At 40.3% G+C, this 17,211-nt stretch carries 14 protein-coding genes and 1 riboswitch; of the genes, 11 read left to right on the top strand and 3 right to left on the bottom strand.

Going from position 1 to position 17,211, the window contains the following annotated elements:
• Positions 1 to 102 precede the first annotated feature (102 nt).
• From nrdD to DXC10_RS14420, 7 genes are all read left to right on the top strand, one after another.
• Positions 103 to 2,196, top strand: a complete 2,094-nt coding sequence (nrdD, locus tag DXC10_RS14450; protein ID WP_117738202.1) for an anaerobic ribonucleoside-triphosphate reductase — start codon at positions 103 to 105, stop codon at positions 2,194 to 2,196.
• Positions 2,180 to 2,644, top strand: a complete 465-nt coding sequence (nrdG, locus tag DXC10_RS14445) for an anaerobic ribonucleoside-triphosphate reductase activating protein (protein WP_101542719.1) — start codon at positions 2,180 to 2,182, stop codon at positions 2,642 to 2,644. Before nrdD ends, nrdG begins: the two co-directional genes overlap by 17 nt.
• A gap of 84 nt (positions 2,645 to 2,728) precedes the next feature.
• A riboswitch (cobalamin riboswitch) is annotated at positions 2,729 to 2,936 on the top strand.
• Between the two features lie 65 nt (positions 2,937 to 3,001).
• A complete protein-coding gene (locus DXC10_RS14440) occupies positions 3,002 to 3,250 on the top strand; it encodes a cysteine-rich CWC family protein (protein WP_370448222.1) in 249 nt (82 codons plus the stop codon).
• Positions 3,216 to 4,727: an acetyl-CoA carboxylase biotin carboxylase subunit gene (gene accC / locus DXC10_RS14435; RefSeq protein ID WP_101542721.1), complete on the top strand. Its 1,512-nt coding sequence runs from the start codon at positions 3,216 to 3,218 to the stop codon at positions 4,725 to 4,727. The genes DXC10_RS14440 and accC overlap by 35 nt, the downstream gene beginning before the upstream one ends.
• 15 nt (positions 4,728 to 4,742) lie before the next feature.
• A complete protein-coding gene (locus DXC10_RS14430; protein ID WP_101542988.1) occupies positions 4,743 to 5,258 on the top strand; it encodes a biotin/lipoyl-containing protein in 516 nt (171 codons plus the stop codon).
• A gap of 2 nt (positions 5,259 to 5,260) precedes the next feature.
• Positions 5,261 to 6,793 (top strand): acyl-CoA carboxylase subunit beta, encoded by a 1,533-nt coding sequence (locus DXC10_RS14425; RefSeq protein ID WP_101542722.1) that lies wholly within the window; start codon positions 5,261 to 5,263, stop codon positions 6,791 to 6,793.
• Positions 6,794 to 6,895: 102 nt separating this feature from the next.
• Entirely contained in the window at positions 6,896 to 8,584 is a 1,689-nt protein-coding gene (locus DXC10_RS14420) for a putative transporter (protein WP_117738200.1), read from the top strand.
• On the opposite strand, the gene DXC10_RS14415 is transcribed toward DXC10_RS14420, so the two are convergent.
• A complete protein-coding gene (locus DXC10_RS14415; protein WP_101542724.1) occupies positions 8,557 to 9,309 on the bottom strand; it encodes a nucleotidyltransferase family protein in 753 nt (250 codons plus the stop codon). The genes DXC10_RS14420 and DXC10_RS14415 overlap by 28 nt on opposite strands.
• A 5-nt stretch (positions 9,310 to 9,314) precedes the next feature.
• On the bottom strand, positions 9,315 to 10,745 hold the full coding sequence (locus DXC10_RS14410) for an RNase adapter RapZ (protein ID WP_117738198.1): 1,431 nt from the start codon (positions 10,743 to 10,745) through the stop codon (positions 9,315 to 9,317).
• A 174-nt stretch (positions 10,746 to 10,919) separates the two neighbouring features.
• On the opposite strand from DXC10_RS14410, the gene DXC10_RS14405 reads away from it, so the two are divergent.
• From DXC10_RS14405 to DXC10_RS14390, 4 genes are read left to right on the top strand one after another with little or no spacing between them, the layout of a single operon-like run.
• Positions 10,920 to 12,269, top strand: coding sequence for a cobyrinate a,c-diamide synthase (locus DXC10_RS14405; protein ID WP_101542726.1), 1,350 nt, complete (start codon positions 10,920 to 10,922; stop codon positions 12,267 to 12,269).
• Entirely contained in the window at positions 12,266 to 13,813 is a 1,548-nt protein-coding gene (locus DXC10_RS14400) for an AAA family ATPase (RefSeq protein ID WP_101542727.1), read from the top strand. Before DXC10_RS14405 ends, DXC10_RS14400 begins: the two co-directional genes overlap by 4 nt.
• A complete protein-coding gene (locus DXC10_RS14395; RefSeq protein WP_101542728.1) occupies positions 13,800 to 15,251 on the top strand; it encodes a hypothetical protein in 1,452 nt (483 codons plus the stop codon). Before DXC10_RS14400 ends, DXC10_RS14395 begins: the two co-directional genes overlap by 14 nt.
• Before the next feature lie 42 nt (positions 15,252 to 15,293).
• A complete protein-coding gene (locus tag DXC10_RS14390; RefSeq protein WP_101542729.1) occupies positions 15,294 to 15,863 on the top strand; it encodes a cob(I)yrinic acid a,c-diamide adenosyltransferase in 570 nt (189 codons plus the stop codon).
• 3 nt (positions 15,864 to 15,866) lie between these two features.
• On the opposite strand, the gene pncB is transcribed toward DXC10_RS14390, so the two are convergent.
• Positions 15,867 to 17,030, bottom strand: a complete 1,164-nt coding sequence (gene pncB / locus DXC10_RS14385; protein WP_101542730.1) for a nicotinate phosphoribosyltransferase — start codon at positions 17,028 to 17,030, stop codon at positions 15,867 to 15,869.
• Positions 17,031 to 17,211 lie beyond the last annotated feature (181 nt).

Below are 17,211 nucleotides of genomic sequence, written 5' to 3'. Positions count from 1 at the left end.
AAGCTATAGAACGAGTCCGCTGAAGATTCATTTTATTACTTGTATTCTGCGCATTGTTGTTTGAATTTATCGTAAATAATTTTTAAATCTTAAATTATAGATATGATTAATTCAGAGACTTTTATCGTCAAGAGAGATGGAAAGAAAGAAGCATTCTCACTCGACAAAATCAAAAATGCCATCAGTAAGGCATTTTTATCAGTAGGTAGTTTTGCTACACAGGATGTCATTACCAATATACTTAGTCGTGTGAGTATCAATGACGGAGCCAGTGTAGAAGAAATTCAGAATCAAGTAGAAGTAGCATTGATGGCAGAACATTATTATGCTGTTGCCAAATCGTTTATGTTATACCGCCAGAAACATTTGGAAGATCGGGAAGTACGTGATAAACTTCGTTTTTTGTTGGACTATTGCGATGCTTCCAATCCTGCCACAGGAAGTAAGTATGATGCCAACGCCAATGTCGAGAATAAGAATGTGGCTACTTTAATCGGTGAGTTGCCTAAAGCTAATTTTATTCGTTTAAATCGTCGCCTGCTGACTGATCGCCTGAAGGATATGTATGGCAAAGAAATCTCTGACCGTTATATTGAATTACTGAATAACCACTTTATATATAAAAATGATGAAACCAGTCTGGCGAATTATTGTGCAAGTATCACCATGTATCCATGGCTGATAAGTGGCACTATGTCGATCGGTGGTAATTCAACGGCACCTACAAATTTGAAATCTTTCTGTGGAGGTTTTATCAATATGGTGTTTATCGTATCCAGCATGTTAAGCGGAGCTTGTGCCACACCGGAGTTTCTGATGTATATGAATTATTTTGTTGGTAAAGAATTCGGTAAAGATTATTATAAACATGCTGATAAAGTTGTAGATCTCTCTACCAGGCAACGAACAATAGACAAAGTAATTACGGATTGTTTCGAACAAGTGGTCTATTCCATTAATCAGCCCACGGGTGCCCGGAATTTTCAGGCTGTATTCTGGAACGTAGCTTATTATGATAAATATTATTTCAATAGCCTTTTTGAACATTTTGTATTTCCAGACGGTAGTAAACCTGACTGGAGCTCATTAAGTTGGTTGCAGAAACGATTTATGAAATGGTTCAATAAGGAACGTACTAAAACAGTACTTACCTTCCCGGTAGAAACCATGGCGCTACTAACAAAAGATGGAGATGTATTGGATAAGGAGTATGGTGATTTCACGGCAGAAATGTATGCTGAAGGACATTCGTTCTTTACCTATATGAGTGATAATGCCGATTCTCTGAGCAGCTGCTGCCGTTTGCGTAACGAAATTCAAGATAATGGATTTAGTTATACTTTGGGGGCAGGTGGTGTATCTACCGGTTCAAAAAGTGTGTTGACGATAAACTTGAACCGTTGTATACAACATGCCGTAAAATCCGGTTTGATTTACCATTTCTTTCTCGAAGAAGTTGTGGATCTTGTTCATAAAGTACAGATAGCTTACAATGAGAACCTGAAACAACTACAAAACAAGGGTATGCTTCCATTGTTTGATGCCGGTTATATCAATATGGGACGTCAATATTTGACAATCGGTGTGAATGGTTTGGTGGAAGCTGCGCAATTTATGGGTATAGATATTAATGACAATCCCAAGTATGAAGCTTTTGTACAGGAAATATTGAGTATTATTGAAAAATATAATAAGAAATATCGTACAAAAGATTTGTTATTCAACTGTGAAATGATTCCTGCTGAAAATGTGGGTGTGAAACATGCCAAATGGGATAAAGAAGCTGGTTTCGAGACATTCCGTGATTGTTATAACAGCTATTTTTACATTGTGGAAGATACTTCGCTGAATATCGTAGATAAGTTCCGTCTGCATGGTCGTCGTTATATAGAACATTTGACGGGTGGCTCGGCACTGCACATGAATTTGGAGGAACATTTGAGCAAGGAACAATATAGGCAATTACTTCGTGTGGCTGCAAGTGAAGGATGTAATTACTTTACTTTCAATATTCCGAATACAATTTGTAACGATTGCCAGCATATAGATAAAAGATACCTGAAAGAGTGTCCGAAGTGCCATAGTAATAATGTTGATTATCTGACTCGTATAATAGGTTATATGAAACGCGTAAGTAATTTCTCACAACCACGGCAAAAGGAGGCTGCACGAAGATATTATGCTCCGCTACACTGATTATGATATCGTTTTTCAAGAAATACCGGATGAGGTGACGTTGGCAATCAATATTTCCAACTGTCCCAACAAATGTAAGGGTTGCCATAGTGCTTATCTAATGAAGAATGTTGGAGAGTCACTGACGGAAGAGAGTCTGTCGGCACTTCTTGAAAAGTATGGTAATTCTATCACTTGTGTTTGTTTTATGGGTGGGGATGCCGAACCTGCCGAAGTGGAACGACTGGCTCTATTTCTTTCTAATCGATTTACTATTAAAGTCGGATGGTATTCAGGTAAACCTGAGTTACCTGCCGGTTTTGATACAAAGTATTTCCGGTATATTAAATTAGGTCCGTATGTTGAAAGCCTTGGCGGTCTGAAGTCTGAACGTACCAACCAACGGCTATATCGCATTGATAATGGCATCTTCAATGACATTACATACCGTTTTAAACGGCAAACATAAAATCTCCCTCTAATAAACAACCAATACCTGTGATAAAAGAAAAGACTTTTATAAATCTATTCTCAATTAATTTAGATTTTCCTTTATCTTTGTCGCCGAATTGGCTTCGGATGAACTATTCTGTCATCCGAATTAAAAGGGAATCGGGTGTAAATCCCGAACAGTCCCGCTGCTGTGAAGCTCTATTTAATATTTTGAAAAAGAACTTTTACCACTGATATTGTGTTTATATATCGGGAAGGTTTCAAGATAGGAGTTAGTCAGAAGACCTGCCATTCATTAAAGGTTGCCTTTGCTCGTGGGTTAGGAAGACAGACCGAAAGATTAGATTAACATTAAAATTTAAAAGGGATGCCTATGAAAAAGGTATGTCTACGTTGTGGTGCAACATTCCAGTGTATGCACGACAATATAACGCAATGTCATTGTACAACGGTACAGCTGGACTTACAGCAACGTATGTATTTAAAAGAGAATTATCTGGACTGTTTGTGTCCGCGCTGTCTGGATGAAGTAAAAGATGCATTTTACAGAAGCGGAAAAAATCCCCAATATATTAAGCAAAAACGAAATGATAAAAAAAGTACTGATAGCCAACAGGGGTGAGATTGCCTTGCGTGTTATGCGTTCATGCCGAGAAATGGGAATGCTTGCCGTAGCCGTTTTTTCAGATGCCGACCGTACGTCACATCATGTAGCCTACGCTGACGAAGCCTATCCGATAGGTGGAACTACAGCTAAAGATAGTTATCTGAATATTGAGAAAGTAATATCTGTGGCTAAACTCAGTAAAGCAGACGCCATCCATCCCGGATATGGTTTTCTGTCTGAAAATGCAGATTTTGCACGTCGTTGTAAGGAAGAAGGTATTATTTTTATAGGTCCTTCGGCTGAAACGATGGAAGCTATGGGAGATAAGATCGCTGCCCGCAAACGAATGATTGCCGCCGGGGTACCGGTAGTTCCCGGAACAGAACGACCTTTACAGAATGCTGAAGAAGCAATACGTGTTTGTAATAAGATAGGTTATCCAGTGATGTTGAAGGCATCTATGGGAGGCGGTGGCAAAGGTATGCGGCTTATTCATAGTGAAAATGAAGTTGTGGAAGCATACAATACAGCCCGTTCCGAATCGATGTCATCTTTCGGTGATGATACGGTTTATCTGGAAAAGTTTGTAGAGGAACCTCATCACATCGAGTTTCAGGTTTTGGGCGACAATCATGGGAATGTAATTCATCTTTTCGATCGCGAGTGCTCGGTACAGCGGCGCAATCAAAAAATTGTGGAAGAAAGTCCGTCACCTTTTCTCACTGAAGATCTACGAAAAGAGATGGGAGAAAAGGCTGTTGCTGCGGCCAAAGCTGTAAGTTATTCCGGTGCAGGTACCATTGAGTTTTTAGTGGATAAAAACAGGAATTTCTATTTCCTTGAAATGAATACCCGGTTACAGGTAGAACATCCTATTACAGAAGAGGTGGTTGGCGTAGATTTAGTAAAAGAACAAATCAGGATTGCTAATAACGAACCTTTACACCTTAAACAAGAAGATTTATTTCAACGTGGTCATGCGATAGAGTGCCGCATCTGTGCAGAGGATACGGAAAATAACTTCATGCCTTCACCGGGTATCATCAAACAACTGACGGAACCGAACGGGATCGGAGTTCGTATAGATAGTTATGTGTACGAGGGGTACGAAATACCTATCTATTATGATCCGATGATTGGTAAATTGATAGTGTGGGCAACAACCCGCCAATATGCCATCGAACGTATGCGACGCGTGTTGTATGAATATAAGATAACAGGATTGAAAACAAATCTGGCTTATCTGAAACGTATCATGTATGTACCGGACTTTGTGAAAGGCGAGTATAATACCTTGTTTATTGGAAAAAATGCCCGCATGTTGGTTCGCACTAATACAACTAACAATGAACTGGAAAATATTGCCATGATTGCCGCTTATATAGATTATCTGGTTAATCTGGAAGAAAATACGTCGGGACAACTTCCAGACGGACGCCCTATTAGTCGCTGGAGAGAATTCGGATTGCAGAAGGGTGTACTGAGAATTTAATTGATTGATAAGAAAATGGAAATACATATTGGAGACCGGACAGCAGATGTTACACTGGTCAGTAAAAATGGAAATAAAGTACAGTTAACCATTGATGGTAAACCATATGATGTAGATATTGTAATGGCAGAAAACGGAAGCTGTTCTATTCTACACAACGGTAATTCGTTCAATGCCGGAATAGTGCGCGCAGAAGGAGGGAAGAGTTATGATGTAAGTATGCTCAACCGTTCATATCATGTAGATATTGTAGATACGCAAGCCAAGTATCTGCGCATGAGAAAAGGTGCGGATGAGAAACAGGATAATAAGATTATAGCTCCCATGCCGGGTAAAGTCGTAAGTATTCCTGTGAATGTTGGTGACCAATTGGTTGCGGGAGATATTGTCGTAGTATTGGAAGCCATGAAGATGCAAAGTAACTACAAAGTGAGTGCGGATTGTGTAGTAAAAAATATACTGGTGAACGAAGATGAACCGGTAAATGCCAATCAGGTTTTGATAGAATTGGAGCTTATTAAAGAAGAATAACCATGAATAGAGAAGATATATATAAACAGTTTGAAGAACTGGATAAACGTGCCTCATTGGGTGGTGGGGTAGAGAAAATAGAAAAGCAACATATTTCCGGTCGTATGACAGCACGTGAACGCATTGACTTTTTACTGGATAAAGGGACTTTCAATGAGTTGGATAAATTTGTAAATCATCGTTGTACCGATTTTGGTATGGAAAAAAAACAAATAGCCGGTGACGGTATGGTGAGTGGTTACGGTAGAATAGATGGTCGGCTTGTGTTTGTTTATGCTTACGATTTTACAGCTCACGGCGGTTCATTGAGTGAAATGAATGCGACTAAGATAGTCAAGGTGCAACAACTGGCACTAAAAAATGGTGCTCCGGTGATTGCATTGAATGATTCGGGAGGAGCGCGTATTCAAGAAGGTGTAAATAGCCTTGCGGGATATGCTTCCATTTTCTATCAGAACACAATAGCATCAGGAGTCATTCCCCAAATATCTGCAATTCTTGGTCCTTGTGCCGGTGGAGCCTGTTATTCTCCGGCATTGACTGATTTTATTTTTATGGTAAAAGAACAAAGTCACATGTTTATTACAGGGCCAGATGTAGTGAAAGCCGTAACTCATGAGGAAGTGGATAAAGAAGAATTGGGTGGTGCTTATACACATAGCAGTAAGAGTGGAGTGACTCATTTCATGTGTAATAACGAAGAAGAAACTTTGATGAGTATTCGCGAACTTCTAAGTTTTTTGCCATCCAATAATATGGAAGATACACCTTTCAAACCCTGTACGGACGATATTCATCGTCAGGTAGAAGCTTTACAAGCAGTCATTCCGGAAGATCCAAATATGCCTTATGATATTAAGGATGTCGTAGAGCCGGTATTGGATAATCAATATTTCTTTGAAGTAATGCCCCATTTTGCCAAGAATGTAGTCATTGGCTTTGGCCGTCTCAACGGGCGTTCAGTAGGAATTGTCGCCAACCAGCCTGCGTATCTGGCTGGAGTACTCGATATTGATGCATCTGATAAGGTTGCCCGTTTTATACGTTTTTGTGATTGCTTCAATATTCCATTAATAACCTTTGAGGATGTACCGGGATTTTTGCCGGGAACAATGCAGGAGCATAATGGCATTATTCGTCACGGAGCAAAAATCGTGTATGCTTATGCAGAAGCGACAGTTCCAAAAATAACGTTGATTACACGCAAAGCGTATGGAGGGGCGTATATTGTGATGTCCAGTAAACCGACTGGTGCTGATGTAAATCTAGCTTATCCACAAGCAGAAATTGCTGTAATGGGAGCTGAAGGTGCTGTAAACATCCTTTATAGAAAAGCTTCTACCGAAGAGAAAAAAGATATAATTGAGCAATATAAGGAAAAATTTTCTAACCCTTATCGTGCTGCTGAACGTGGTTTTATTGATGAAATTATTATGCCGCGTGACACCCGTTACAAATTGGTGCAGGCATTAGAAATGGCTCATAATAAGAACCAAAGTAACCCACCGAAAAAACACGGTAACATGCCTTTATAAATAGTTATTAAAAAAATGTGTGAATGGTATCCCCGGAGAAGTGATTTCTGCGGGGATATATTATTGAGTTTTAATTATTAAAACATATAAAATGCTGATTTTATGGAATTGTTAAGAAATTTGTTCGAAGGATATCCTCATCTATGGGGTGGAGGAGTGGCACACTCCGTACTTATCTTATCACTAGTCATTGCTTTCGGTATCATGCTGGGGAAAGTGAAGATTGCCGGTATCTCTTTGGGGGTTACCTGGATATTATTTGTAGGCATTATATTCGGACATTTCAATCTTAATTTAGATGAACATTTACTTCACTTTCTGAAGGAGTTTGGTTTAATACTATTTGTATATTCTATCGGTTTGCAAGTTGGACCCGGTTTCTTTTCCGCCTTTAAAAAAGGTGGATTCACTCTGAATATGCTGACTGTGTTAGTCGTATTTGTTAGTGTATTGATTACCATTATACTTCATTTCTTTACAGGTATTCCCATTACTACCATGGTAGGCATTCTTTCCGGTGCCGTAACCAATACTCCCGGTTTGGGCGCTGCCCAACAAGCAAATAGCGACTTGAACGGGATAGATGCTCCTGAAATTGCTTTAGGTTATGCAGTAGCTTATCCGCTAGGTGTAATTGGATGTATTTTAGCGTTACTCGCGTTGAAATATCTTCTCCACATTAATACGGCAAAAGAAGAAATGGAAGCTGACCGTGGACTGGGACATTTACAAGAATTGACTGTACGTCCCATTTCTGTTCAAATACGAAATGAAGCGGTAGAAGGAAAGAAAATCAAAGATATCAAACCATTACTAAACCGGGCATTCGTTATCTCACGTATACGTCATCACGAAGGAGATGGAAAGGCTGAATTGGTAAATGCAGATACTGTACTACATGTACAAGATGAAATTTTGTTTATTGCTAATCCAATTGATGTAGAGGCTATTATAGCCTTTTTTGGTAAAAAAATTAATGTTGAATGGGAACAATCAGATAAAAATTTAATATCTCGCCGTATTCTGATTACAAAGCCGGAATTGAATGGAAAGTCTTTGGCACAATTAAAGATACGTAATAATTTCGGTGCCAATATAACACGGGTAAACCGTTCTGGTGTCGATTTGGTAGCTGCTCCTCAGCTTCAGTTACAAATGGGTGACCGTGTCACTATTGTAGGCAGTGAGCTAGCCGTTAGTCATACGGAAAAGATATTGGGTAATTCGTTGAAACGACTGAATCATCCGAACTTAATACCCATTTTTCTAGGTATTGCTTTAGGCTGTATTCTGGGTAGTCTTCCTTTTATGTTTCCGGGTATTCCTCAACCTGTTAAGTTGGGTTTGGCAGGTGGTCCGCTGATTGTGTCGATACTTATCAGCCGTTTCGGTCCTCAATACAAATTGATAACCTATACGACAATGAGTGCCAATTTGATGATACGAGAAATAGGTATCTCTCTCTTCTTGGCTTGTGTGGGTTTAGGAGCAGGAAAAGGATTTGTAGATACCATTATTTATGAAGGAGGATATGTTTGGATAGCTTATGGCGCTATAATTACTGTAGTTCCTCTATTGATAGGAGGTTTGATAGGGCGATTTGCCTGGAAACTGAATTATTATACTCTGATAGGAGTATTGTCAGGTACAAATACCAATCCTCCTGCATTAGCTTATTCTTCAGATCTGACTTCTTGTGATGCACCCGCTGTGGGATATGCCACAGTTTATCCATTAGCAATGTTCCTGCGGGTACTCACTGCTCAGATATTGATATTAGCATTGGCATAGTATTCTTCAGCTTTTGCCAATGTTTCCGGTTTTCCTATATCAAACCATTGGAAACCTTGGAGCGGATAACCTTGTATAGGTATATGTTGACAGATGGACAGGTAAAATGGGATAATAGAAAATTTTCCTGTCCACTGTTCATTTTTCATATAGCGGAAAAGGGAAGGAGAGATAACATGTATGCCGCCAAATGCTAATTCTTTATAATCTCCTTCGTGGAAATTAAATCCCTCCGGTTTTATTTCTTGGGTAGACTTATTTATCCATCCATGCAGGTTATAACTATCATCGAATAAGAGATAACGGGATGTTTTTCTTTCACTGACAAGTAAAGTTGCTTCTGCATTACTGTCCTGATGATGGCGATAGAAGGTTGTCAAATCTATATCAGTCAGGATATCTGCATTATGAACGAGAAACGGTTCGTTACCATCTAAAAAGGGACAGGCTTTCTTGACACCGCCGCCAGTATCAAGCAGCATATCGCGTTCATCGCTGATATGGATGTTTAAGCCGAAGGAATTATTGGCATGAAGGAACTCGACAATCTGCCCTCCAAAGTGATGAATATTGATGGTGATATCATCGAATCCGGCTTTTTTTAATCGTAATATCACTCGTTCCAGCATGGGTTTACCAGCTACCGGAACGAGTGCTTTGGGCATATTATCCGTCAGTGGGCGTAAGCGGGTACCCAAACCGGCGGCGAAAATCATGGCTTTCATTAATACTATTGTTTCGATTTAAATGTCTGTTCGATGTTTTGTTCCCTATGAATAAGGTTTACCTGTACCCCAAACTTCTGATTTAAGTGTTCAGCCAAATGTTGTGCTGAATATACAGAACGGTGTTGCCCACCGGTACAGCCAAAACAGATAGATAGGTTTGTGAAACCACGTTCCATATAGCGTTTTACAGATGCATCTACCAAAGCATACACATGTTCAAGGAAAGTGGCGATTTCCCCATCATCTTCCAGAAAACGAACAACCGGTTCGTCCAATCCGGTAAAAGGCTTATATCGCTCGTACTTTCCGGGATTATTCACGGCACGACAATCGAATACAAATCCACCACCATTACCGGACGAGTCTTCAGGAATACCTTTCTTATAGGCAAAACTGATAACCTTCACCACTAAACGACGTTTTTGCAGGTCATCGGTAAATTGTTTTAATTCGGTAAGTTCGCGCAGTACTTTACAAAGATATGGATATTCGGGATAGGGCTCCTGCAACAACTGACGCAAATTTTCGATAGCAAACGGTACACTTTGAATAAAGTGAGGCTTTTTCTCGAAGTACCCCCGAAAACCATATGCCCCCAATACTTGCATAGTGCGGAATAAAATGAAATGACGGAGTTGCGCATAAAAATATACTTCGTCTACAGACTGATATTTACGTAACGCTTCGATATACTCCTTCAGCAATTCTTTGCGTAGGCTCTCGGGGTAATTTGCTTTGGCTTGCCACAAAAATGAAGCTACGTCATAGTAAACGGGACCTTTACGTCCTCCTTGAAAATCGATCAGCCAAGGTTCGCCATTTTTGATCATGACATTACGGCTTTGGAAGTCACGGTACATAAAAGTAGCCGAACTATTGCGAAGTAATACATCGGACATTTTTTGAAAATCATCTTCCAGACGGTCTTCCTGGAAGTCCATACCTGTGGCTTTCAGAAAACAATATTTAAAGTAGTTCAAATCCCATAAAATTGAACGACTGTTAAACTCGGCCTGCGGATAACAATAAGAGAAATCCATTCCATCGGCTCCGGCAAATTGTATCGCAGGCAATAACCGGATAGTCTTACGCAACAACTGCTTTTCATCTTCACCAAATACACTGGTTTTACGCCCTTTCTCTATAGCATTGAAGAGTAATGTGTCACCCAAGTCTTCCTGTAAATAATAGATATCATCATTGGAACGGATATATACTTGTGGAACGGGCATGCCTTTTTGTCGAAAATGTTCCGCCATATAAAGAAATGCACGATTTTCTTCAACAGATTCGCCACTGACACCAATCAATATCAGGTTGCCGGTGAGACGGAAATAGCGACGGTTAGAACCGGAAGATGGAAGTTCATCAATAGTTTCCGGTTCATGCCCGGTATATGTAATGTAGAGTTTTTTTAGTTCGTCAATTATCATAGTAATTATTTTATTTTGGCAGCTAAGATAAAACTTTTGTCGGAGATATGTTTACCTTTGCACATGAAATGTAAGTCTAACTTCAATCACATATCGTAGTTTGTCAATGTACCTATGTGTTAAAGATAAGAAAAACGTGTCATGACCTTAGGGAATAAATCGTAAATATATAAAATGGCTACAACTCCTCAATTTCTGATTGCAGCTCCTACTTCCGGTAGTGGAAAGACTACCATCAGCCGCGGACTGATGGCTTTATTTACAAAAAAAAGATTGAAAGTACAACCTTTTAAATGTGGTCCTGATTATATTGATACCAAATATCATACAGCTGTTTGTGGACGTTCTTCCATTAATTTGGATACATTTATGGCCTCACACGACCATGTACGCCAACTCTATGCCTATTATGCATTGGATGCAGACGTTTGTATGGTGGAAGGTATGATGGGAATGTACGACGGATATGATCGGGATAAAGGTTCTTCAGCAGAAATTGCAATGTTGTTGCACTTACCCGTCGTATTGGTGGTGAATGCCCAATCAGTTGCTTATTCCATAGCACCACTTCTGTCCGGTTTCATTCATTTCCGTCCGAACATACATATCGCAGGAGTTATCTTCAACTGTGTAGGTTCTCCGCGGCATTATGAAATGCTCCGGGAAGTTTGTGAAGATTTGGAGATTACTTGTCTGGGCTATCTACCTAAAGAGAGTGTGTTAGAACAAGACTCACGTTATTTAGGATTGGATTTCAGCAAACAGGAAACAACTGAAGCTACTGCCAGTCTGATTGACTTGATAGACCGATACATTGATTGGGAACTGTTATTGCAAGTTACATCATTACCGCTTTCCACAGGAATATCCAGAAAAAGTGGTAAAGTTCCTTGGGTGCCATTATCTGAAAAAATCAATATCACGGTTGCCCGCAATGAAGAATCTTTTTCTTTTTTGTATGCGGAACATCTTGATATTCTGCATCACATGGGTACGGTTACGTATTATAATCCGGAAAAGAATCACCCTCTTCCGGCTGAAACCGATTTCCTTTATTTACCAGGCGGTTATCCCGAGAAACATGTGGAAAAGCTTTCTCAGGCAACCCAGACGCTTGTTTCCATATGTGATTATATAGAAGCAGGAGGACGAGTGTTGGCAGAGTGTGGAGGTATGATGTATCTTTCACAAGGCATCTGTTTCGATACACTGCAGCAGGCAGGTAATGTCTACTATCCGATGACGCGGGTATTTCCTTTTTCCATATCCAATCAAAAGCAACACCGGAAACTTAGTTTAGGTTATCGTCAGTTTGATTATAATGGATTAAACTTACGTGGACACGAGTTCCATTATACGCAGTTTATCCGGGGAGAAGAACAATCGGTGCCCGATTCTATCGTACAGGTATACAATGCCCGAAAACAACCGGTTGATACCCCTGTTTTCCGTTATAAGAATGTGATAGCTAGTTATACCCATCTATATTGGGGAGAAATTAATCTGATGGAATTGTTTAAATGAAAATAAAAGAACGCATACAATTACTCCTTGAAGACATGAACCGGGGAGTTTACGAAAAAGAAACCGAAATAGGCCTATCTTTGTTGGCAGCTCTGGCCGGTGAAAGTATACTGTTGCTGGGGCCTCCAGGTGTAGCAAAGTCTATGGTAGCACGAAGATTGAAGAGAGCCTTTGTCAATGCAAAGGCTTTTGAATACCTGATGTCACGTTTCTCCACCCCCGATGAGATCTTCGGTCCGGTAAGTATCAGCCGTCTGAAATCCTCAGATAAATATGAACGTTCCATTGACGGATACCTGCCCACGGCAGATGTCGTTTTCCTGGATGAAATATGGAAAGCTGGTCCTGCCATTCAAAATACTTTATTGACGGTAATTAACGAAAAGCTCTTTCGTAACGGAGATATGGAATTGAAACTTCCTTTAAAATTACTTGTTGCGGCAAGTAACGAATTACCTACTCAAGGTGAAGGCCTGGAGGCTTTATGGGATCGCTTTCTAATTCGGGTGGTTTCTACCTGCGTCAAGCAGGAAGAGTCATTCCGGCAAATGCTTCTGGACGACAGTGATGAAGAAGAGACTACCTCCCGATGGCAAATTTCCAATGAAGAATATAATGAATGGCAGAAGAAAATAAAACAGATTACGATATCCCCAGAGGTCTTATCTTGTATCACGACTATCCGCAAAAATCTGGAGAAAGTAGAGATAGAAGGCTCAGAAGTACATCGCACTATTTACGTAAGTGACCGTCGCTGGAAAAATATTGTAAGGCTGCTGAAAACATCAGCTTTCATACATAACCGTGAAGAAGTAGACATGATAGACATGCTACCCATCTACCATTGCTTGTGGAATGAACCCGACGAATGTGAAGATGTTCGGAGAATACTGATTCGTGCCCTATTTGCTTTCTCCGTAAGAGAAATAACTTGTATTTCCCGTTCTCTGAAATCCGATTTAAAAGTCAGCCGTGTACGCGATGCGTTGGATAAAGCTCGTAAAGGCGGGGATCATCGAGACGATGATTTACAGATTACGGATTATTTTTATTACCAACTGGAAAATCATGGTACCGGAAACACCTATATATTTATTGTTGACTACAAAAATCTAAAAGAATACAATCCTAAGGATGCACCCGCCATTGGAGTAATGTATACAGATCCTCTGAACCCCAAGCGTACCCTTATCCGTACATTTTCTGATCCTAAATTGATGGAAACAGAGGGTGCGGAACGTATAAATCTTTTCAGAGACGACCGGAATATCTATATCAACGGAGTACGTTTTTCAATGAGACGACTGAAAAGAGGAGAGGAACAACAACTGAACTTCGGAAATGTCTCTGTTACAGAACGTGACTATGAGTCTGAACTCGAAACAGCCCAATTAAAAACGGATAACCTTATCAAGGAACTCTCGGAAAATATCTTCATCTCCGAAGAAGATAAACAGGAAGTGGCGCGTTATGTAGCTACTGTTCGTAAAGAGATTGCTTGGGCGCGTGTAGATGTACGCAAACTGCGATATGGAGATGAATAGCAGCAGGTACGATTCGGCTTTCTACGTACAGGTGTTGGATAAATATATAGAAACGGGTGAATGTGCGGATACGGATGATGAACCGTTGTATGCTTATCTGTTATCCGTAATGAATGATCCGGTAGTGAAAGTGCAGGTATTGAGTGATGATATCTGTGCCCGCATCTTTTATGATACGCTTATTCAATTTGTCTGGCAAAACTTGGAGAAAGAGAAATACAACCTGCAAAAGAGCCAGTCGGAACAAAATACCATGAAGCTTGTGTTAGAGTGGTCTGTGCAGAAGCGGAAAGAGGGTTGGCAGGCATTACTTCAACAAGTGTCCGATAAGTACCGGGAACAAGGCTTTGAACAACGTTTCTATCGAGGGCAGTTTGGTGCAGAAGGGAAATATGCCGATGATGAAATTTGGGAAAAGATGGTGGATGACTGGCAAGATGTTTTCCAGCGCAAGATGCAGGAGCAGAAAGGAGTGGAGATTGACCGGTACAAAGACGCCATAGACCGTAGGTTACGTTCCAATCTTAATGATATTCCTGAATATCTCCAACAGAATAACATCGAAAAAGATGAATTCTTCCAAGCTTGGGGATTGATGAGCGGATTATGGAATAAGATTGATTTTGAGCGTATACGCAAAATTGTCCATATCCAGAAGGAATATCCCGAAATAGTGAGGGTTGCCAACCGGATGGGACGTATAGCCGACGATGACGGAAAACAACATATGAATGTGGTGGAAGGAGATGTATACAGGCTCGACTATTCTTCCAAGTGTGACATACAAGGTGTGACCGTAGGGAATGATTTGAATGCATTGTTACCTGTAGAATTGGCACATTGCGCCGACGATGATCTTGAAGACCTGTTTGTCTATAAATATCTGACCCGTAAGCTCCAGACTTTCCGTTATAAATCGGAGATTATGCAACCTGCCAGGTGTTTGGTAACTAAACCGGTTCGCCAGAAAGGACCGATGGTTGTCTGTCTGGACACCTCCGGCAGCATGGCAGGGAAACCTGAAAAAATAGCTCATTCCCTGATGGTGAAATTAGTTGAGATTGCCGATCGGCAAAAACGAGATTGTTTTCTGATAGCATTCTCTGTCTCAGTCCATCCGATTGATATACGAAAGGAACGAGCACGCCTGCTTGAGTTTTTCTCAAAAACATCTTGCGGTGATACGGATGCTACCCGGATGCTGGAAACCACTTTCCGTCTGCTTGAGTCCCATCGCAAATACATGAATGCAGACATACTGTGGATAAGCGACTTTAAAATTCCATTATCAACCCCTGAACTTATCCGGAAAATGCAAGAATACCGGAAAGCGGATACCCGTTTTTATGGAATGCAAATCGGTATAGGAGAACATGAATGGGCATCCTTCTTCAATCATATTTATAGAGTGGAATATACATCAAACCGGCGTTATTAATTATCTTTGCAGAAGCAAATAGCATTAAATATAGGAGATAAGATGAAAAGGGTTTATACAAAAACAGGAGATAAGGGAACCACCGGAATACATGGTGGTGCACGTGTGCCCAAAGACGATATCCGTATTGAAGCAAACGGTTGTCTCGATGAGCTGAATGCGGTTATTGGTATTATACGCTCCATGTTACCCGTCGATGATGTATGGCAAGAATTATTACATACCATACAGAAAGAACTGATGGTTGTAATGAGCCATGTGGCAACACCGGGTGATAAAATAAATCCGAATGTGCTTACCGTAGCCAAGCTAACCCTACGTTGTGAGAAAGAAATGGACGCAATGATGATTGAATTGCAAGACCATGGTTATTTCCTTTTACCCGGCGGTACTCCCGTTTCCGCCCAATTGCAATTTGCCCGTACTGTAGTCCGCCGTGCAGAACGTCGGTTGTGGACGCTTAATCGTCAAGACCCGGTCAATGAAGATATCCTATGTTTCATCAACCGCCTTTCCGATTTGTTCTTTGTCATGGCACGTATGGAAATGCAGCGACAGGATTGGCCGGAAGAAAAGTGGCAGGAATTTGCTTATAAACGTAAACTGAAATAATATTTACTTCAGGTGTAAGTCATATAGGCATGCGCGTACTTCTTTCTCACTTCCTATGTATTTTCCTACATCATCAGAGAGTTTCACGCATTCACGCCATTCTTGGTTGATATTCATCTTACATTGGGTCAACTTCATCACGATATTGGAAGGCTTGAAGCCCGTATCATTCGTTAGGTTGGTACCGATACCAAAAGCACAGCGTATCCTTCCCCTGCAATGTATCTGTATATCAAGCGCCTTTTCAAAATCCAACGCATTACTGAATACAATGGTTTTGGTAGTAGAATCGATACCCAGCTCCCGATAACGGGTAATCAGTTTATCGGTAAAGTCAAATTCATCTCCCGAGTCACATCGTACGCCATCAAACAGTTTGGCCTGTTTACGGCTCAGGTTATTCAGGAAGATACCGGATGTATAAGTGTCGGATAGTGCAATTCCCAAATCACCGTCGTACACATTCACCCAGTTTTCCAATGCCATATAATTAGCGTGCTTATATCCGAACTGTGCTCCATGAAACATAAACCATTCATGCGGATGTGTACCCATCGGTTTCATATCATATTTCATTGCAAAATAGCAATTGGAGGTTCCTGTACAATATGTCGAAGTCTTCCTCAGATAACCGATAACTTTATCTTGTACATCGAAAGAAAAACGTCTCCGTGTACCAAACTCAGAGAAAGAAAGTTGATGTTTATTGGAGAGTATTACTTTCTCAGACAATTTACTGATGATTTCATCTGTATTCACTACGTTTCCAAGCGACTGGTTCTTGATTTCTGAAACGATAGCAAGTAACGGAACTTCATAAAGCGTTGCCTTATAGAGATAATCGGTGATTTCCATGTTCAGATGCCTGTTTTCATCCAGATTTATTTTGATTTTATCCGGTTGGAAACGGAAAGAAGACAACCATTCCCAATATACCTTGGGCAAAAAACGACAGTGACCGGTCATATATTCCAGTTCTTCATTAGTCAATGAAATCTTTGCAAGGTTATCCACAGCTATATGGAGCCTTTGCAGAAATTCATTCGTATAAGCAGTCTCATCGCGATCTTTGAAACTGAAAGTTCCTATAGCATAAGGAAACAACTTTATATAGGCGTATGAAGTTGTAAATTTATAGAGGTCAGTATCCAGTATTGTACAAATCATTGCTGTATGTTTTAATCATTATATTTGTAATCGGGCATGAAGATAGTGACTTTTTCTTAGCTTTTAATTATTAAATTGTTAACAACGGAATATTCCTATTAAACCATGTTATAATATAGACCATTACGCCCTAATATTTTGGAGATATCCCGAAACTCCGTATATTTGTAATGTGTTTTTC

It is taken from the genome of Bacteroides sp. OM08-11, from assembly GCF_003438665.1.
GTDB lineage: Bacteria > Bacteroidota > Bacteroidia > Bacteroidales > Bacteroidaceae > Bacteroides > Bacteroides cutis.
This window is presented reverse-complemented; position numbering and strand designations above follow the sequence as displayed.